15 protein-coding genes and 1 pseudogene are annotated in these 21,040 nt (G+C 37.8%); 10 read left to right on the top strand and 6 right to left on the bottom strand.

The annotated features are described in order from the left end of the window. Positions 1–36 precede the first annotated feature (36 nt). The 3 genes and pseudogenes from zapE to J678_RS10380 all read left to right on the top strand — a co-directional run. Complete coding sequence (zapE, locus tag J678_RS10390; protein WP_002050256.1) at positions 37–1,179, top strand: cell division protein ZapE; 1,143 nt, start codon at positions 37–39, stop codon at positions 1,177–1,179. 369 nt (positions 1,180–1,548) lie between these two features. Beyond that, on the top strand, positions 1,549–3,714 hold the full coding sequence (locus J678_RS10385) for a malate synthase G (protein WP_017392848.1): 2,166 nt from the start codon (positions 1,549–1,551) through the stop codon (positions 3,712–3,714). 103 nt (positions 3,715–3,817) lie between these two features. Continuing rightward, positions 3,818–3,943 (top strand): annotated as a pseudogene (locus J678_RS10380) (GNAT family N-acetyltransferase); the annotation flags it as partial. A 73-nt stretch (positions 3,944–4,016) separates the two neighbouring features. On the opposite strand, the gene J678_RS10375 reads toward J678_RS10380, so the two are convergent. The 5 genes from J678_RS10375 to J678_RS10355 all read right to left on the bottom strand — a co-directional run bounded on the left by J678_RS10375 (position 4,017) and on the right by J678_RS10355 (position 9,324). Further along, positions 4,017–4,430 carry an ExbD/TolR family protein gene (locus J678_RS10375; RefSeq protein WP_004709090.1) on the bottom strand — a complete coding sequence of 138 codons (414 nt, stop codon included), beginning with the start codon at positions 4,428–4,430 and terminating at the stop codon, positions 4,017–4,019. A gap of 19 nt (positions 4,431–4,449) precedes the next feature. After that, entirely contained in the window at positions 4,450–4,872 is a 423-nt protein-coding gene (locus tag J678_RS10370) for an ExbD/TolR family protein (protein WP_000525862.1), read from the bottom strand. A gap of 15 nt (positions 4,873–4,887) precedes the next feature. Then, complete coding sequence (locus J678_RS10365; RefSeq protein WP_004709087.1) at positions 4,888–5,769, bottom strand: MotA/TolQ/ExbB proton channel family protein; 882 nt, start codon at positions 5,767–5,769, stop codon at positions 4,888–4,890. Positions 5,770–5,809: 40 nt separating this feature from the next. Next, positions 5,810–6,526 carry an energy transducer TonB gene (locus J678_RS10360; RefSeq protein WP_002049872.1) on the bottom strand — a complete coding sequence of 239 codons (717 nt, stop codon included), beginning with the start codon at positions 6,524–6,526 and terminating at the stop codon, positions 5,810–5,812. 110 nt (positions 6,527–6,636) lie between these two features. Beyond that, positions 6,637–9,324: a TonB-dependent receptor gene (locus tag J678_RS10355; protein ID WP_017392847.1), complete on the bottom strand. Its 2,688-nt coding sequence runs from the start codon at positions 9,322–9,324 to the stop codon at positions 6,637–6,639. A gap of 776 nt (positions 9,325–10,100) precedes the next feature. Between J678_RS10355 and J678_RS10350 the strand changes: the two genes are divergently transcribed. The 7 genes from J678_RS10350 (at position 10,101) to J678_RS10320 (ending at position 20,375) form a co-directional block, all read left to right on the top strand. Beyond that, positions 10,101–11,891 carry an ABC transporter substrate-binding protein gene (locus J678_RS10350; protein ID WP_079378098.1) on the top strand — a complete coding sequence of 597 codons (1,791 nt, stop codon included), beginning with the start codon at positions 10,101–10,103 and terminating at the stop codon, positions 11,889–11,891. A gap of 15 nt (positions 11,892–11,906) precedes the next feature. Further along, on the top strand, positions 11,907–13,730 hold the full coding sequence (locus J678_RS10345) for an ABC transporter substrate-binding protein (RefSeq protein WP_079377367.1): 1,824 nt from the start codon (positions 11,907–11,909) through the stop codon (positions 13,728–13,730). Then, on the top strand, positions 13,731–15,764 hold the full coding sequence (locus J678_RS10340) for a M3 family metallopeptidase (protein WP_017392844.1): 2,034 nt from the start codon (positions 13,731–13,733) through the stop codon (positions 15,762–15,764). 12 nt (positions 15,765–15,776) lie between these two features. After that, complete coding sequence (locus tag J678_RS10335) at positions 15,777–16,715, top strand: ABC transporter permease (RefSeq protein WP_004709076.1); 939 nt, start codon at positions 15,777–15,779, stop codon at positions 16,713–16,715. A 7-nt stretch (positions 16,716–16,722) separates the two neighbouring features. Continuing rightward, positions 16,723–17,865: an ABC transporter permease gene (locus J678_RS10330; RefSeq protein WP_017392843.1), complete on the top strand. Its 1,143-nt coding sequence runs from the start codon at positions 16,723–16,725 to the stop codon at positions 17,863–17,865. A gap of 12 nt (positions 17,866–17,877) precedes the next feature. Then, entirely contained in the window at positions 17,878–19,608 is a 1,731-nt protein-coding gene (locus tag J678_RS10325; RefSeq protein WP_017392842.1) for an ABC transporter ATP-binding protein, read from the top strand. Positions 19,609–19,715: 107 nt separating this feature from the next. Then, entirely contained in the window at positions 19,716–20,375 is a 660-nt protein-coding gene (locus J678_RS10320; RefSeq protein ID WP_031944624.1) for an SOS response-associated peptidase family protein, read from the top strand. 53 nt (positions 20,376–20,428) lie between these two features. Here J678_RS10320 and J678_RS10315 read toward each other — a convergent pair whose 3' ends face one another. After that, positions 20,429–20,797, bottom strand: coding sequence for a hypothetical protein (locus J678_RS10315; RefSeq protein WP_002049893.1), 369 nt, complete (start codon positions 20,795–20,797; stop codon positions 20,429–20,431). Positions 20,798–21,040: the final 243 nt, after the last annotated feature.

Here is a 21,040-nt window from a genome sequence, read left to right as displayed (position 1 = left end):
CTATACTCTCTTAAGTTAAAATTGAAATAAAATGATATGTTAAATTTAAAATCTTCTCATAGTACTGCATTTACTCCTTCTTCCCCAGCAGAGCGCTATGCTGAGGCATTGGCTTCAGGCCAGTTCATGGCAGATGAAGCACAAGCACAGGCAGTGCAAGAATTAGATCGTGTATGGAAAGAACTTTTAAATCGTTATAAAGCTTCTAAAAAAGCTTTTCGTCGTTTTCGCCGTCAAACCTCTCCAAAAGGTGTATATATGTGGGGTGGTGTAGGACGTGGTAAAACTTGGCTTATGGACCAATTTTATGAGTCTGTGCCATTTCGCCGTAAAACGCGTATGCATTTCCATCACTTTATGCAACATGTACATAAAGAATTAAATAAACTTTCTGGTCAACGTAATCCACTCGATATCGTGGCTGATCAAATTTATAAAGATGCTGTTGTTATTTGTTTCGATGAGTTTTTCGTGTCAAACGTAACAGATGCAATGATTTTGAGTGATTTATTCCAGAAGTTATTTGTTCGCGGTGTAACACTCATTGCAACTTCAAATATTGCACCAGACGGTTTATATAAAAACGGGATTCACCGTGATCGTTTTATTCCCACAATTGAAATGGTTAAAAAGAACTGTGTCGTTTTAAATGTAGACGCAGGTGTGGATTATCGTTTACGTGTTTTAAAACAGGCTCAGTTGTTTAAATCACCACTGGGCAATGAAGCTCAAAACTGGATCGCAGAGCGTTATAGCGCTTTAACTCAAACGCAAACAAATTCTCATGAACCAATTGTGATTAATAACCGTGTTGTTGAAACACTAGGTCATACAGAAGATGTTTTATGGTGTGAGTTCTCTGAACTTTGTTTAAAGCCGCGTAGTCCTGCAGACTTTATTGAAATTGCCAATATCTATAATACTGTTCTGGTGAGTAATGTTCCGCACTTAACTGACTTCTTGTCAGAAGGCACACGTCGTTTTATTTATCTTGTCGATGAATTTTATGATCGTGGCGTGAAGTTACTATTAACTTCTCAAGACAGCATCATTGATATCTATCAAGGCGAGAAATTGGCTTTTGAGATTGAGCGTACTCGTTCTCGTTTGTTAGAAATGCAATCAGATGAGTATTTGCATTCTGAGCATCGTCATATTGATGCTACTAAAACTTCTTAAGAAATGAGATATAAAAGAGCGCTCTAAATAGAGCGCTTTTTTACAACAAAAATAGATAAATTTAGCTAAATAATACTTTTTCATTGTGCAAAGTTTGATATAACTAAATACGCTTTAGAAAAAATAAGATAGTGAAACTTTTTGTATGTTAACAAAAAGTCTAGTTTCAGTATCTTTCAATATTGAATAAATTGTTGGGAAACCTAGTTAGAATTTTAATATTTTCCTGTATAGAAAAATTTATCTTTGTCAATAGTTTTGCAAGGGAAAATGCTTACTATTTAGGAATGTGATATTAGTATTCAGCTTAATTTAAATCGGTATACTAGGTTTCTCTTGGTATAAAAAGTAGCAACTTCAGGAAAGACAATGACTGCACGTATTCAAAAAGGCAAGTTAGCGATTGCTAAAGAACTTTACGATTTTATCGAAAATGAAGCTTTACCAGGTTCTGGTTTAGATAGTGAAACTTACTGGAAGAACTTTGAGCAAGTTGTTGTCGATCTTAGCCCAAAAAATAAAGCGTTATTGGCTAAGCGTGATGAATTACAAGCAAAAATTGATGAGTGGCACCGTAATAACAAATTTGAATTAGGTGCTTATAAAGCGTTTTTAACTGAAATTGGATATTTATTACCAGAAGTTGAAGATTTCCAGATTACAACCGAAAACGTAGACGAAGAGATTGCATTATTAGCAGGGCCACAGTTAGTAGTGCCTGTACGTAATGCACGTTATTGCTTAAATGCAGCAAATGCACGTTGGGGTTCTTTATATGATGCACTTTACGGCTTTGACGTAATTTCAGAAGAAGGTGGTGCTGAAAAAGGGAAAGGATATAACCCTGTACGCGGTGCTAAGGTAATTGAGTTCGCTAAGAATTTCTTAAATGAAGTTTTCCCGCTTGCTCAAGGTTCACATGCAGATGCAACTAAATATGCAATTGAGCAAAATAAACTTGTTGTAACTTTGAAAGATGGTACTAAAACAGGTTTAGCTCATGAAGCTCAGTTCGTTGGTTTTAATGGTGAAGAAGCAAATCCTTCAGAAGTTGTACTTTTAAGTAATGGCTTGCATGTCATTATTGAAATTGATGCGAATAGCCCAATTGGTCAAACTGATTTAGCAGGTGTTAAAGATTTAACACTCGAAGCGGCGGTTACAACAATTCAAGATCTTGAAGACTCAGTTGCAGCTGTAGATGCAGAAGAAAAAGTTGAAGGTTACCGTAACTGGTTAGGTTTAATGAAGGGTACACTTCAAGAATCTATCGAAAAGAATGGTAAAACAATTGTTCGTGCGTTAAGCAAAGACCGCGAGATTAAAAACTTAATTGGTGGAACAACAAAACTTCATGGTCGTTCACTTATGTTACTTCGTAACGTAGGTCACTTAATGACGAACCCAGCGATTTTAGTAGATGGTGAAGAAATTTTTGAAGGTATTATGGATGCATTGGTAACTCCATTGTTATCAGTTGCAGATATCCGTAGTACGAACGAAAATAAAAACTCTCGTAAAGGGTCTATGTATATTGTTAAGCCAAAAATGCATGGTCCAGAAGAAGTTGCTTTTGCTGTTGAATTATTTGAACGCGCTGAGCAAGCACTTGGGTTACCAGCGAAATCTTTAAAAATCGGTATTATGGATGAAGAACGCCGTACATCTGTAAACTTGAAAAACTGTATTGCTGCTGCTAAAGATCGCACTATCTTTATCAACACTGGTTTCATGGACCGTACAGGTGATGAAATCCATACTTCTATGGAAGCTGCACCAGTTGTTCGTAAAGAAGCTGTTAAAACACAAAAATGGATTGCTGCTTACGAAAACCGTAACGTTGCAATTGGCTTGAAATGTGGTTTACAAGGTAAAGCTCAAATTGGTAAAGGTATGTGGCCAAAACCAGACAGCATGAAAGATATGTTGGCAACTAAAGCTGCTCATCCAAATGCTGGTGCTTCATGTGCTTGGGTTCCATCACCAACTGGTGCTGTACTTCATGCGATGCATTACCATCAAGTAAATGTAAAAGCACGTCAAGATCAGCTAAAAGCTGAAGAAATGTTGTCATTAGACGACTTGTTAACACCTCCATTTGCACCTGATACAAACTGGTCAGCAGAAGAGATCAATAATGAGCTTGAAAATAACTGCCAAGGTATTTTAGGTTATGTTGTTCGTTGGGTTGACTTAGGTGTAGGTTGTTCAAAAGTTCCTGATATTAACAACGTGGGTTTAATGGAAGACCGTGCAACATTACGTATTTCTTCTCAACACGTTGCGAACTGGTTACGTCACGGTATTGTGACTCGTGAACAAGTTGAAGAAGTGCTTAAACGCATGGCAAAAATTGTTGATGAGCAAAATGCGAATGACCCATTGTATAAACCAATGGCAGCTAACTTTGAAACGAATATTGCTTTCCAAGCAGCTTCAGACCTTATCTTTAAAGGTTGTGAACAGCCTTCAGGTTATACTGAACCGTTACTACACGCTGCTCGCTTAAAATTAAAAGGTTATACAGGTGACTAATTTAAACCTGTTATAAAAAAAGCCTCTTCGGAGGCTTTTTTTATTTTCGGTATATTTTGTGCTTACAGATAAGATGTGAATTTATAAATAAAGGATTTCAAGTTTGATTAACTTAAAAAATCTCGATCGTGAGAATTGGCTTCTATGCGCAAAATTATCATTAGATGATTCTCAAAAGGACTATGTTGCACCAAATGTATATTCTATTGCTGAGTCTAAAGTGGAGGATACTTCAAAAAAACGCTAACTGAAAATTCAAGTTAGCGTTGGAGATAATGGAGCTATATAAATTAAAAGAAATACTAGTTGCTACTTACAATTCCAATTTTAGTAACACCTAAACGCTGTGCTGTAGCCATAACCATCGCTACATTTTTATATTCAGCCATCTGGTCTGGTTTAAGTTTGATCTGGTCTTGATCTTTTTTAGCAACAACACCTTGAAATAAAGTCTCTAGTGCCTTTCGGTCAGAAACCGCTTGGTTATTCCAAAATACTTTGCCTGTTGCATCAATTCTTACATCAATCACTTCAGGTGGCTTTTCATTTGTTGGTGGCGGTGTGCCATTTGGCAAATTAATATTAATCGCATTGTTTGGTGCAGGTATAGTAATAATAAACATAATAATGAGTACCAGCATGACATCAATAAGTGGTGTCATGTTCACCTCTAGCATTACATCGTCATCATTATTTGAGCCAACATTCATACCCATAAAATTCTCCTTAAAATCATTACGGGGAGGCTGGAGGGGTAGTAACAAAGGCAATTTTGCCAATACCAGCTTGTTTGGTCGTACTAATGACCTGATCTATCGCTTCAAAATGGGTAAGCTGATCTCCTCGAATATGTACCTCTGGCTGCGGTCTTTTTTGTGCCACAGCTTGTAATTTTGCTAATAAAATTTCTTTATTTGGTACATAACTTTCATTCCAGAAAATATCGCCTTTCTTATTAACTGAGAGTTGAATATTTTCAGGGGTGGTTGCATACGGCGTATTCTTTTCTTCTGGTAGTTTCACCGGAACTGTATGAGTAACTACCGGAATAGTAATAAGAAAAATAATAAGTAGAACTAACATGACGTCCACCAAAGGGGTCGTATTAATTGTTCCAATCATTTCGTCATCATCTTCAGAACCAACACTCATACCCATAATGTTTGCTCCTTATTATTTAATGCTGCGGTTAACTGAATTATTGGTATTAATTTCACCGCTTAATAAAACTGCATGTAAATCTGAACCGAATGAACGAACGTTTTCCATTACTGCTTTATTGCGTCGAGTCAACCAGTTGTAACCAAGTACAGCCGGTACTGCAACTGCAAGACCAATAGCAGTCATAATAAGTGCTTCACCAACAGGTCCTGCTACTTTATCAATAGATGCTTGACCTGAAATCCCGATAGCAGTTAACGCGTGATAGATTCCCCAGACTGTTCCGAATAGACCCACGAAAGGTGCAGTAGATCCAACCGTTGCTAGAAAGGCTAAACCTCCACCTAAATGGTTTTGTACTTTTTCAATCGCACGTTGTATTGAAATGCTGACCCAAGTATTAAAGTCAATGCGTTCAAGTAGTGAACCGCCGTGTGATTTAGTTGAGTTAATACCTTTTTCCGCAATAAAACGATATGCGCTACTTTGTTCCAAACCATCAGTGGCATTATCAAGAGAAGTGGCTTCCCAAAAACTTTTTTCTGCTTCTTTACCTTGGCGTTTTACTTTTGCTTGTTGTAAGAATTTAGAGACAATGATGTACCACGTACCAATAGACATAAGTACGAGTATGAATAGGGTAGATTTAGCAACTAAATCACCTTCACGCCAAAGAGCTTCTAGACCATAAGGGTTTTTAACAGTTTCACTCGTTGCAGGCTTTGGAGGCGGAGTAGGAGTACTTGCGTTTGAAGCCGCTTCAGTAGTTGCTGTTGCAACAGGAGTATTACTGGTTTCTTCTGCAAAAACTGTACTTAATGGGAGCAGTGAGCATGCTGCGATTAAACTTGCAGAAGCGAAACGTACTAGTGGTTGAGTTGATTTTTTCATCATGTTATCTCCAATATTTTTAATTTCTTACTAATTCAATTGCTTATTCAATTACGAATGGATATTCAATTTCATACCAGTCCTGCTGAGGCACGCCATCTTTCATTGCTGGTTTGAATGTACATAAGCTGTAAGCTTTAGTTGCCGCTTTGTCTAAGGTTTTACTGCCACTCGATTTTTTCACTTTGGCATCAATAACTTTGCCGGATGTATCAACTAAAACACGTATACGTACCGTACCTTGTTCTTCATTCATCAGTGCTTCGCGAGGATATTCCGGTTTTTCACAACCTGCGGAACCTTCTGAAACGCCACGAGTCACGCCAGTTGGTTTAGGTGCTGGTGCAGCAGCCGCCACTGGAGCGGGTGCAGCAACAGGGCTCGGAGAAAGAGTACTAGGTGCAGCAGGAGCCGGAGTAGCGACTTTAGTCGGTTGAGCTACCGGAGTAGTTTTTTGTACCGGTGTCGTTACTTTTTCTACCTGTTTAGGCGGCTCAGGAACCTTGGCAACCTTTTCGACCATTTTTGGCGGCTCCGGTGGTTTTTCCTTAGGTTTTGGCTCCTCTGGTTTTGGTGGAGGAGGCGGTTTAATATCCTGAATAATTTGTAATTCCACAGGTTTTTCTGCTGGTTTTTGAATATTGTTTGCTAAACCTGACATCAGAATATAGGCAACAAGAAGATGCAGAAAAAGTACTGCGGCAATACCAATAAGGCGTTTGGCAGATTTATTTTCTATGTCTGTAAAAGTCATGCCCATAGTTACTCCTGAAACTGTAGACAAACAATTTTTTAAAATGACTGTTTGGCTAAGAATGAGTATTTGTTCTGCAAACTAACTTTTGAGAGTTATATTTGCAGAACAACCATTTAGAACTTATATGTACCTCGTACAAAGTAAGTACGTCCTAAAGGATCTGCGTAACGTGGGTCATATCCCATTTGGAAGTTGTCACCAACATTTGAAGCAGGAGGGTCTTCATCAAAAATATTCTTAATACCCGCCGTAACTTCTAGATTTTTAAAGCCTTTATATGTGCCTGAAATATTGTAGGTTGTATAGTCGCTCACTTTGTGATTTCGATAACCTGCCTTAACAGTAGAACTTGAATTCTGATCTTCATAGCCACGTGAAAAATTTTGTTGTAGGTTTAAAGCCCAATTCTCATAGTTCCAGTTCAGGTTGGCTGTATGTTTCCAGCGAAGAATAATAGCCTGGTAGTCTAGGCCACTATAAGTGCCTGCAACACCTTTCCAGTCACCATCTGGTTCTGCTTGATATTTGTAGTCAGTGATATATGTACCATCAATATTGAAACCAAATCGACCCGTAGCAGTCATTGGAGAAACCCAACTTAAGCCCACATCGAAACCTGAGGTTTTAATTCCACCTAAATTTTGTTGTGTTGTAATAATATAATCTAATGAGCCATCAGCATTACGTACAAATTTGTCTGCATATTTCACTGGGTCATCAAAAATAGCAGTTTCCGAAAGTGTAGCAATTTGCTTGTCTACTTCAATATTGAAATAGTCGAGAGTAAAGGCTAAATTTTTAATTGGTTCAAATACTAAGCCAGCAGTAAAAGACTTTGACTCTTCCGGATCTAAAGTTTTATTTCCCCCATTTTGTCTATCAAATTGCATATTACAATCACGTTCTCTTACACCACCTGGTTTTAAGACATTCCCAGGACAAAGTACGGGATCATAATAGTATCCACCGGTATTGGTTACTGAGTTTGGTCCATTTACTTCCCAAAGTGTTGGAGCTCTGAAACCTGTACTATAAGTGGTACGGAACATTAATTGTTTAATAGGTTCCCAACGAAGTGCAAATTTTGGATTAAATGTATCGCCAAAGTCACTATAATCATCATAACGAGCAGCGATTTGAGCCTCTAAAGTTTTATGGAGAGGGATATGAAATTCGGTAAATACCGATTTAATATTACGATCACCCTTATTTACTGGTTCATCAGGATCAACGCCAGTACTAGGGGCTACTCGGGCAACATCAGTAACGACTTTTGAAGTCCAATCTTCATAACGATAGCTTGCCCCAATGGCAAATCCAACATCTCCTGCTGGTAATTTAAATATAGGTCGACTTGCTGTGAAATCGACAGTAGTTGTATCTAGGTTGGCTTTTAAATACTTGCCTTCAACACCTAACTGGTTCCATACATTGGCATCTTCAGGGGATTGCGGCCCGAATGGGTTTAAAATACCATTGTTTAAAGCTTCTTGTGTTTTGTCAAAGTTTAAATAGCCACTTACTACAGCATCCGATGCACTACTATGTGCATAAGTAACGCCTGAATTAATATCCCAACCGTGTGTTTCCCCCTCAATACCGGCAAATAGTCTATGTGACTGGTTAATACTATTACTTACACGATTACCTGATTGTGAACGTAGATATAATGGGATAGACCCCGTAACACCAGCTAGGGCTGGAGTTATGCCATTTCCTGGATAATATTTACTACTAGGATCAAGGGTCAAATCAAAAAATACATCTGGTGCAACTGAAGTTGTAACTTCATTTCTTGCATATAAGTATTCTGCAATCGCATTAAAGTTATTGCTCAATTTAAAAGTAGCTCGGCCCATAGCTGAAATATCTTCAGTTTTTGGAACAATGCCAATTACTGCTTGGCTATTATATTTACAAATTTGACCATCGGTCTCTACTAGAGGGTTATTACCACAACCTGTAGATGCATAGGGATTGCCTAACCCAGGAACATTGGCAGGGAATGAACCACTACTAGTTTTATGGATTCCTAATTCAGGTAATATGCCTCCACGTCGACTGACTTTACGGTCTTGGGCCATGACATCATCGCCTTTTCGGTAATCGACAACTCCAAAAACGTTATAGCCATTTTCCTCTAAGTCACCAAAACCGCCGAAAATGCTGTAGTCTTGTTGATCTCCACCTTTTTCTTCTGGTTTTTGATACCCAGCAGTTAAGTTAAGACCCGTAAACTGCTTTTTAGTAATGAAGTTGATAACCCCACCGATTGCATCTGTTCCATAAATGGAAGAAGCACCATCACGTAAAACTTCAATACGGTCTAACATAGCGAGTGGAATAATATTTAAATTGGTTACTCCGCTATCGTATGCATTGGCAGCTAATCTACGACCATTCAGTAAAATAAGAGTTTTGTTTGCCCCTAAAGCTCTTAGGTTTGCTGCTGACCCCACAGTTTTACTAGCGCCCACGTTGCTAGCAGTTACGAAGTTTGATTGGTTTGCACTAATCTTAGCTAATGCTTCTTCAGTTGAAGTTACCCCTTGTTTTAAAATTTCATCAACTTTTACAACGGTAATTGGTGAAGCACTTTGTGCAGCAACCCCTTTGATTGAAGAGCCTGTAACGGCAACTTTTACAACTTTTGCTGGTTTGTCATCATTACTTGTTTGTTCAGTTTCTGCTGCTTGTGCCATGGTAAGACACATCATGCTTAAACTAAGGGTACTTAATTTAAGTATTGTCTTGCCGATCTTGGGGGTTACCTGAGATCGAACATTGTATTTTTTTTTCATCGTGGACTTGATCCCTTTTTGTTGTAGTTAGCGATATTGCTGTAATGCTTTTAAGCAAAGCAAGTGCCAACTATATATTTTTCTTTTTTTAGTTTATGCAAAATACTGATAAATATTGATTTTATTATGTTTGAAGACAGAGTCTTTGTTTGTTTTGATGAAAAATAAATTTTCCATTTGGCAAATTTTTTTATATTGGCTAAAAGTTTCAAATTTATTTGTATAAAAAATATACATTAATGGACACTTCACATACTTAATAAATAAAAATGTATCGTTTTAGAACTTTACTATATGTAATGTTATACTATTTGTTGTAAGATTTTTTCACATGATTTTATTTAAATATCAAATAATTAAATTTATATTTTTTATTTGGTACAAATGAATTAATATGATGCATTATGAATCATCAATGTATTTTTTTTGTGCATTTAAGATGTTAAATGATTAACATATACAAATATAATATTTGGCAAAAAGTAACTTTTATTTATATAGTTCAAACGGATTTAAGTACCTAATAAAAATATGAATTTCGAATAATCTTAAATATTTTATTATGAATACCAATAGATGGCATGAAATTCGCTTTATATTCAGTAGTTACAAAACTCTGGGTACTTGAATTTATTTTTCCATTTGATCAAATAAAAAGATGATAAAGGAAAGTGAATTCCAAATCCCAAATAGGCCTATCTGCTGAAAAAAGAACTTTTCTTATGCGGATTTAGATGTTACTCAAAAGGTTAATATCTTTTAAAAAAATTAGTTATGTGGATATGAACTTGAAATTAAAATTTTTTAAGCTCGCCATTTTAAGTTTGGCTATTACTTCAATTCCATGTGCTTATGCAATTACGCCAGCACAACCAAACAAGATTTTGCATGTTGCCTATGAAGCACCAGATGACGGTTTTGACATGGTTAAAACCACCAATTTCTATAGTGCTAGTATTGCAGAAGCTATTTTTGAACCACTACTCAAATATGATTATTTAGCTCGTCCATTACAATTAGTTCCTTATACGGCTGAAAGCATGCCTAAGGTTGAGCAAGACGGTAAAGTTTATATATTTAAAATTAAGCCAGGGATTTATTTTACAGATGATCCTGCTTTTAAAGGCAAACGCCGTGAGTTAGTGGCCGAAGATTATATTTATTCAATTAAGCGTATTTTAGACCCTAAAAATCGAGCACCTTCTGTTTCTTTTCTGGATGGAAAATTGCTGGGTGCCGATGCAGTGGTAGCTCAAGCAAAGAAAACTGGAAAGTTTGATTATGCCGCGCCAATTGCAGGGCTTAAAGCGATTGATCGATATACTCTACAATTTACGTTAACTCGCCAAGACTATAATTTTCCTTATATTCTTGCTTATATTGCTTTTGGGGCCGTTGCTAAAGAGGTTGTTGACTATTACGGTAATCGTATTGGTATGCATCCAGTGGGTACTGGACCGTATATGTTAAGTAAATATGTTCCAAGAAGTAAGGTCGAGTTGGTTGCCAATCCTGATTATCGTGGTTTCGTCTGGAATTTTAAGTCAACTGGAACACCGTGGGATAACCAGCTTGTTAAAGAAATGTCTGGAAAAAAAATGCCGCAAGTTGGCAAGGTGGTGGTCAGTATTATTGAAGAGCAACAGTCACGGTGGTTAGCTTTTCAATCGGGTCAATTAGATTTTGACAAACTTACAGCAGATGCTGTTCCTCAAGCTTTAGATGGTAATCAACTTAAGGCTTCTTTTCAAAAAAAAGGAATTAAACACTTTCCATATAAAGAACCTGAAATGACCTATACCATGATGAATATGCATGATCCTGTCATTGGTGGTTTTAGTCCTGAAAAAATTGCGCTTCGTCGAGCAATTACTTTGGCCTATGACCAAAATGAAAGCATAAAACAGGCATATAAAGGTCAGGCAGTTAGAGCAGAAATGTTTATACCTGAAGGTGTAAACGGGTATAACCCAAAGTATAAAAGTAGCGTAGGATATAATCCTCGGTTAGCCAATAAACTACTTGATTATTATGGTTATAAAAAAGGGGCTGATGGCTATAGGACCTTACCAAATGGCAAACCTTTAGTTTTAAAAATTAATAATGAAAATAGCTCAGCTGCAGTTATTCTTTCCGAACTCTGGAAAAAAAATTTAGATGCGATTGGCATTCGTGCTGACTTTAAAGTAAGTAATTTTGCAGATAACTTAAAAGCTGCGACACAATGTAAATATATGATCTGGAGTGGGGCATGGATTGCTGACTATCCCGAAGGAGATAATTTTGCACAATTATTATATGGACCAAATGCTGGGCAGGGAAACCATGCCTGTTATCAGTCTAAAACATATGATGCTCTTTATACTCAGGCCATTCATTTACCACCGCAACAACGCCTACCATATTATGAAAAGCTTAATCGCCAGATTGAAGCAGACAATCCTTGGATTATTCATGTAACTCGAATTCGCAATTGGTTGATACGGCCACAAGTTCAGGGTTTTAAACCTCACCCGATGATAAATACAAGCTGGCAATATCTTGATATTACCCCCGTTAAAAAATAATTTTAGATAAAGATCATCATGACTGAAAATTTAAGACTAAAGCTCAAGCACTGTAGTGTAGGCCTATTATTTGCCGGAATGGCATTAACGGGGACCACGACTATTTTTGCCAAAAGTCCAGCCGATCCGAATAAAATTTTACATTATACGTTCCCGACAGCTGAAACAGGTTTCGACCCAGCGTATATCCATGATTTATATTCGGCGCATGTAACTACTTCGATATTTGAAACTTTATATACCTATGACTATTTAGCAAGGCCAGCAAAGCTTATCCCTCAAATCGCAACTGCTATGCCTGAAGTGAGTGCAGATGGTCTGACTTATACTATTCACATTAAAAAAGGTATTTATTTTACGCCAGACCCTGTTTTTAAAGGCAAACCTAGAGAGTTAACGGCTTATGATTATGCATACTCTTTTAAGCGGTTATTGGACCCAACTTTACGTTCACCAAATAGCTGGTTGCTGGAAAACAAAATTGAAGGTATGGATGCGTTAGTACAATCAGCTAATAAAACAGGAAAATTTAATTATGATCAAAGTGTGAGTGGTTTGCAGACCCCTGATAAGTACACCTTGGTTATTCGATTAATAAAACCTGATTATAACTTTCCTTTATTACTGGCACATGACCCTACAGGGGCTGTAGCACGTGAAGTTATCGAAAAATATAAAGATAAAGCTGGCTTTGTTATGGGGCATCCAGTAGGAACAGGACCTTATATGCTCAGTAAATGGGTGCCTGCTTCGCGCATAGTTTTAAAAGCGAATCCTGATTATCGTGGCTTTACTTGGAATTTTGTCGCCAGTAGCCCTGAAGACCAAGCTGTTGTGAAGCATCTTAAGGGCAAACAAATGCCTCAAATTGGTACAATTGATATTCAGGTGATGGAGGAAAACCAGTCAAGATGGTTGGCATTTCAGCGTGGTGAAGTTGATATCATTCAGCTCGAAGGGCAATTAGTCTCGAAAGCCATTAAAGACGGTAAATTAAGACCCGAGCTTGCAAAAGAAGGCGTGCAATTATCACGTATCGTCGATCCAGAAATTAGTTATAACTATTGGAATCTTAAAAATCCCGTTGTTGGAGGAATGAGTAAAGAAAAAATCGCTTTACGCCGTGCAATTGCAATGTCCCGTTCAATAGATCAAGAAATTAAGTTAGTGCGTAACGGTGATGCAGAGCGTCTACATTTTCCAGTTCCACCAGGTGTAGTAGGAGCCGAACCTCAATATAGAAGCAGTACCCCATATTCGGTCAAAGCAGCAAATTTATTATTAGATAAATATAACTACAAAAAAGATGCATCAGGATGGCGTACACAACCAAATGGTAAGCCTCTGGTCATTGAATATATGGCGCGTAATGACAGTATTGGTCAGCAAAGCGCTGAGCTTTGGAAAAAGAACTTTGACAGTTTGAATATCCGTATGGTGTACAAGCCAATGCTCTTTTCAGACCTCATTCGGGCACAAAAACAGTGTGACGGAATGTTTGGCTCCTCTGCATGGATAGCCGATTATCCGGATGGGGATAATTTTATGCAGAATTTTTATGGTCCGAATACTCATATGACCAACTGGTCTTGCGGTTCAATACCGGAGTTTGATCAATTATACCGTCAGTCTCAACAGGTCAAGCCAGGACCAGAACGAGACGTGATTTATCGAAAAATGACACGTTTATTAGAAGTTTATATGCCAGTGCAAGTCTTGTATGCACGTTATAGAAATATGTTGGCTCAACCTCGAATCATTGGATATAAGAAGCATCCGATTTTACATGCTGAATGGATGTACTTCGATATTGATACAAATACGAAATCTAATCATTAAATGAAAAAAATTGGAGATACGATGAAAAATAACACACTGAAAATGACTAGTTTATGTATGTTGACGATAGGTATAAGTCAGTTTGCATCGGCAGAGACCACACGTGCAACTTTACCATTACTTAAGGCAGAACAACTCCCAGCATGGTGCGATTCTAATTTAAAAAAAATCCAGCAAGAGATTTCAAACTTTGAAAAAACACCTGTTAAAACTGATGCTGCCGCAGCTCCAATATTAGCAAAGTGGGATAAAATTTTTGCTCATCTTGAAGATTTTTCAGGACCCATAGGTTTATATAGTAATGTAGATCCAGATGCGAAATTACGTAAAGCAGCAGAAGATTGTGAGATCAAAATTAATCAATTTCATACTGATATATTCCAAAACTCAAAACTGTATAGCGTAATTAAAAATACAAAAGCAACTGATCCGATAGATCAGAAATACCGTCAGGATATTCTGGATCAGTTTGAAGACACAGGGGTTCAGCTAGAACCAGCAAAACGCGCAAGAATGAAAGCGATTCTTGATGAATTGACTAAACTCGAGCAAGAATATAACCGCAATATTCGTGATAACCCTGAAAAACTTGAATTTACGCCTGAAGAGATGAAAGGTCTGCCAGAGAGTTATATTTCAGGGTTAAAGAAAAATGCCAAAGGTAACTATCTTTTAGGTTTTGAGTATCCGGAATATCGTCCATTTATGGAACTGGCAGATAATGATGATGCTAGAAAAAGATACCAGATTGCCTTTACACGACGTGGTACTGAACAAAACTTAAAATTACTCAAGCAGGCAATAGATTTACGTTATGAACTTGCACAGTTATTTGGCAAAGCAAGTTATGCTGATTGGGCGTTAAAAGACCGTATGGCAAAAACGCCAGAAACTGTAAATCAATTCTTAGCAGAAGTACAAAAAACGGTAGCACCACTTGAGCGCAAAGAAGTAGAAGAGCTCCGTGCATTTAAAGCACAAACTTTAAAAACACCATTAGATAAAACCGAGATAACACGTTGGAGTGAAGCTTATTGGAGTGAAAAACTTCGTAAGAGCAAATATCAAATTGATCAGGAAAAGCTTCGTGATTATTTCCCGACTTTAGCAGCACAAAAATGGTTATTTGCTATCTCATCTGATCTTTATGGTATTGATTTTAAACCTGTCAAAGTGAAAGCATGGCAGAGCGAAGTTGAATATTACGATGTAGTCGATAAAAAGACAGGAAAACTTCTAGGCGGCCTATATATGGATAAATTCCCTCGAGAAGGGAAATATGGTCATGCTGCCGTTTGGGGAGTATATGGTGGCAGCACTTTAACCAACCGCTTACCGGTTTCAGCATTAGTCACAAACTTTAACCGTAAAGGTTTAAATAGTGATGAGCTTGAAACTTTTGTGCATGAATTTGGTCATGCCTTACATGGCATTTTATCTAATACCCGTTATGCAAGCCAGTCTGGAACATCTGTAGAGCGTGACTTTGTAGAAGCACCATCTCAAATGTATGAAGAGTGGGCACGCCGTAAAGAAACCTTATCTAAAGTGGCCGATTATTGTGATCCGGCATGCCCACGAGTTGATGATGAATTAATTGCCCGTTTAAAAGCAGTACATAACTATGGGCGCGGTTTACGTTACGCACGTCAAACGCTTTATGCACAGTACGATATGGCGCTTCATACGGCTGATGCCTTAAAAGTAAAACCTTTAGAAACTTGGCAAAAAATGGAAGCAGCTACAGCCTTGGGATATGTCCCAACAACAGAGTTTCCTGGTCAGTTTGGACACTTGATGGGGGGATATCAAGCAGGTTACTACGGTTATATGTGGTCTGAGGTTTTAGCTTTAGACATGCTTTCTGCTTATGGTGACAACCTGAATAACCCACAAGTCGGACAACGTTATCGCCAGACCATTTTATCGCAAGGTAGCCAAAAACCGGCAGCTGAGTTGGTTAAAGATTTCCTTGGTCGTGATCCTGACAATAAAGCATTCTTTAACGAAATTACCGGACAACGGGTTAAATAAGGAATTATCACTATGCTGGCATATGTTATTCGGCGGTTATGGCAGATGATTCCAACCATGTTGGGAGTAGTACTGTTTATCTTTATTCTTTTTAACTGGGTCGGTGGAGATCCGGCCTATATTCTGGCAGGTAAGATGTCTAATCCTGAGCAGATTGAAAACATTCGTAAGCAACTAGGTGTCGATCAGCCTTATTACGTTCAGCTCTGGATTTTTATTAAGCAGATTCTTACTTTTGACTATGGCGCAAGTTGGAGTACTGGCGAGCCAGTTTCACAAATTATTTTAACTCGCTTGGGGCCTTCATTAACGCTCCTAATTCCACTCACTATTTTACAAACCGTTATTTCAATTGGCTTGGCTCTAGCTGTATCGGCAGTACGTGGTTCTTTAACAGATCGTATGGTCATGATGTTATGTACTATTGGTATGTCGATCAGTATCTTGGTTTATATTATTGTTTTTCAATATGTTTTGGCATATCAGTTAAGTTGGTTTCCAGTGCAGGGCTGGAGCGATAACTTTACCGATAATTTATTTAAGTTTGCCTTGCTTCCAATTTTAATTATGTTGGTGGTGAGTATTGCACCTACTTTACGTTTATACCGTAGTTTTGTGCTTGATGAGATTAACCAAGATTATGTGAGAACCGCACGGGCTAAAGGTGTAGGGGAAAGCCGAATTTTAGGTGTGCATGTTTTACGTAATGCCTCAATTCCTATTATTACCGATGTGATGGCGACTTTGCCTGCATTGCTCATAGGTGCATTTTTAATTGAACGTTTTTTTGGTATTCCCGGTATTGGTCGAGAAGTAATTATCGCGGTTGAGCGAAGTGATTTTCCTGTGATTAAAGCAATTACAGTGTATATCGCAGCTGCAACCATGATTTTTAATTTGATTGCCGATTTGGTCTACAAAGTGGTTGATCCACGTGTACAGTTGAAGTAGGTGGGTTATGCTAAGTGTTCTAACAAAAAGAAAATTACAAACCCAGACAGCTCCAGCTTCAGCGGGTTTATGGCGCCTTGCAATGCGCCGTCTTCGGGCTGATAAAATTGCAATCGCATCGCTCATTGTTGTGCTGTTCTATCTGGTCGTATTGCTACTATCATTTACTGGTGTGATTGCATCAGACTGGAACAAAGAAGTTGCTGTCAGTTATGCACCTCCTACATTTATTGGTGCAGATAAAACAACTGAAGCTTTGCAAAAGACAGCTGCTGTAGATGAAGAGTTACCGGAAAATCCAGTCGATCCTTTAAAAGATGTCATTCACCAACTCAAGGCTGAAATTAAACAAGAAAAGACCTCTGGAAGTGCAATTGATTATTATGGTGTAGTTGACCCGCTAGCTGATGATATGAAAGCAATTGATCAGCAACTAGGTGGACACTTACTCGATCAGCAGAGTGAACTAAAAAGTACTCTTATATTTGGGGCCGACAAATGGGGGCAAGATATTCTTAAAAAAACCATTAAAGGTGCTGAAACTTCAATTATTGTAGGGCTAGTTTCTGCATTACTCGCAGTGACCTTAGGCACATTATTAGGGGCAATTTCAGGCTACTTTGGTGGTTGGGTAGATGACATCCTTAACTGGTTTTATAACATTTTTACTTCCATTCCATATTTATTATTAGTTCTTGCGATAGCTGCCGTACTGCAACAAAAGGGCATTTTATCTATTGTTTTGATTTTAGGTTTAACGGGTTGGACTGGTGTTTACCGTTTAATTCGTGCGGAGTATATGAAACATACCTCACGTGAATATGTTCTGGCGGCCAAGGCAATTGGTGTTGGACATTTTCGCCGTATGTTTATTCATATTTTTCCTAATGTCAGCCATATCGCCTTGGTTCAAATGTCGATTTTGGTGGTTTCCTTTATTAAATCGGAAGTTATTTTAAGTTTCTTGGGATTTGGTGTACCAGTGGGTGTAGTGTCTTGGGGCAGTATGTTAAATGAAGCTCAAAGTGAACTTCTTTTAGGAAAATGGTGGCAACTTGTCGCAGCCTCTGTTGCAATGGCTGTTTTGGTTACGGCATTTTCAATGTTTACTGATGCACTGCGTGATGCATTAGATCCAAAACTAAAATAAGAGGAAACGCTAATGTCAGAACAACAAAAAAATGTCCCATTACTTCACATTGAAAACTTACGTGTAAGTTTTAAAGGTGAAGACAAGCAGTATATCGAAACTGTTAAAGGAATCTCCTTTGATATTCCAGCAAATACGACTGTTGCTTTAGTTGGTGAGTCAGGTAGTGGTAAATCGGTTACTTCTTTGGCAACCATGGGTTTACTACCTGTAGGCCAAAGTAAAATTGATGAAAAAAGTAAGATTGTTTTTGAAGGTCAAGATTTACTCCGCTTATCCCGTAAAGATATGCGAAAAATCTGTGGTAAAGATATTGCCATGATTTTTCAAGAACCGATGTCATCATTAAATCCCGTTTTTACGGTAGGTAATCAAATCGCAGAAGTGTTGTGTTTACACATGGGTATGAGTCGTAAACAGGCCCGTCAACGTGTTTTAGAGTTACTTAAAGAGGTCGGGATACCTTCACCGGAAACTAAGATTGATGCTTATCCTAACCAACTGTCTGGTGGTCAACAGCAACGTGTCATGATTGCAATGGCGATTGCTTGTGAACCTAAGCTACTAATAGCCGATGAACCGACTACGGCACTTGATGTCACCATTCAAAAACAAATTATTGATTTACTCGAATCGTTGCGCCAGCGCCGTCAAATGTCGATGCTCTTTATTACGCATGATTTGGCTTTAGTGGGTGAAATTGCAGATCAAGTCATTGTAATGCGTCATGGCGAAATTAGAGAGCAGGGATTTGCAGAACAAGTTCTAGAACAACCTAAAGATGTATATACCCGAGCATTGCTCTATTGTCGTCCTCAAATGTCACAGCGACCTTATCGTTTGCCTGTGACCAGCGATTTTATGCGTCAAGAAGACAATATATTGGTAGAGCAAAGTTTTGATGTTTCAGAAATTCCACAGCGTAAACGTGGTTTAAATGGCGATGAGCAAATTATTTTAGAAGTAAAAGATCTGAAAAAAAGCTTTTATAGCCGTAAAGGGTTGTTTGGAAAAGAAGAATTTCAAGCAGTAAAAGGCGTTTCTTTTAAACTTGCTAAAGGTAAAACGCTTGGTTTAGTGGGAGAGTCTGGCTCAGGTAAAACCACTGTGGGCTTGTTGCTTATGCGTTTACATGAAGCATCGGGTGGGGAAGCTTTCATTGAGGGTAAAGATATTCTGTCATTAACTGAAAAAGAATTTGCTAAATATCAAAGGAAGATCCAAATCATTTTCCAAAATCCATATGCTTCGCTAAATCCACGCTTTACCATTGGGCAGATTTTATTAGAACCTATGCAAATTCATGGCATTGGTAAAGATGATGCGGAACGTAAGCAAATTGCACTTGGTTTACTTGAGCGAGTGAATTTACCTGAACAAGCTTATTATCGATATCCGCATGAGTTCTCGGGTGGTCAACGCCAACGTATTGCGATTGCACGTTGTTTAACGCTAAAGCCTGAAATTCTAATTTGTGATGAATCTGTTTCGGCACTAGATGTGTCGGTTCAGGCACAAGTACTTAACTTATTACAAGACTTACAAGATGAGTTTGGCCTTAGTTATATTTTTATTTCACATGACTTATCGGTTGTGAAATATATTTCTGATCAGGTCATGGTCATGAATCATGGTGAAGTTGTTGAAATCGCTAACTCAGATGAGCTCTATGCGCATCCTCAACATGACTACACTAAACGACTATTACAGGCCATTCCGCAAGGAATTCAGCACATTTCTTAAGCGTAAAGTTATGTCGTTAAAGGCACTTTCGAGTGCCTTTTTATTTGGTTTATAGAATAAATACTTATAAAATAAGAGATGTAAAAGTACAGTATTTTATTCTTGCTATGTGTGCCAACTTTAAACCTTTAACTCTTGCCCAATTGCAGCAACTTCAGTTGCCTGTGGTCGGCTTTAGCTATGCCGATGAGGTTTATCCGGGTGGGACAACGCCGCTATTATTCAAATCACCGCAAGGTTTTGAGTGGCGTGAAGTCATGTTCGGTTTGGTTCCTAAATGGGCCGAAGATACAAATATAGCAAAACATACTTATAACGCCCGTCATGAAACGATTTTCCAAAAACCGAGTTTTCAAGAAGCCGCTCTTAAATGTAAGTTTGGTGTAATACCCGTGACGGAGTTTTATGAGAGTAAATATATAAATGATAAACCTGAGCGATGGGGCGTCCGCCGTAAAGATGGACAGGCTTTTTTCATTGCCGCAATTTATGAAATTTGCAAAATGAATGAAACCATTATCCGTTCTGCAAGTATGTTAACTATGGATGCGATAGATCATCCCATGATGAAAGATTTTCATGAACCGGGCGATGTCAAACGATCAGTCATTGTGATTCCGCATGATCGTCTAGAGGAATGGTTAAGTTTAGAAACACCAGATATTTCAAGCTTTATTGAAGGTTTTCCTATTGAGGAATTTGAATGTTTACACGTTCCCAAAGAGAAGATTATAAAGCCCACGCCTCAATTAAGTATGTTTGAATAACAACAGTAGAGTCAGGTTATTGGCTTAATTTTTAAGTCAATAACCTTTGTTATTTAGTCAATATTCTTACTTAAAGTTTCTACCTGCTCATCTTGGGCCAGATAAGCCAATTCAATTGGTGAAATCACAAAAGTCGAATTATCTGAGGTTTGTTTAAAAACAAATCCATATTCAAATGATTGTGTATTCTTACTTGGTAACCAGAATAAATAAGGGCAACCCGTATAACTACCGTCCCAACCCATTTCTTTAGCTAAAGCCAAAGCTGTATCGGATTTAGCAATAATTTCTTTCAGTGATTCTTTATCTCTCTGGGAGACATCACCATCATCATCAGCAAATGTTTGTAAAAACTCATTTAATGGGGTTAAGTCTTCCCAGTTATTTTCAATTGTTGAAAAGTGATATCCATATAGCGTCATATTTAGTCTTCCATTTTGTTATTGTGCTATTGAACATAGCAAGAAATGTGTGAAAAGGAAATGGTTGGTTTTGCATTAAGTTGTTTATTTTTCATAAGTTATAATATGTTTTTTATACAAAATTTAACGTTACTTTCCCTTGAGTAATAAGTGGTTTAGTAAGTAAAAATATAAAGAATCAACTTTTTAAGGTAATAGAAGACTTCTTAGTTAAAGATAAGTGCTTTTTGTAAGAATACTAGA

Origin of the sequence: Acinetobacter sp. 1424608 (assembly GCF_000588255.1) — a bacterium.
Lineage (GTDB): Bacteria > Pseudomonadota > Gammaproteobacteria > Pseudomonadales > Moraxellaceae > Acinetobacter > Acinetobacter nosocomialis.
The sequence above is the reverse complement of the archived record's forward strand: the minus strand, read 5'-3'. Positions and strand labels throughout refer to the sequence as shown.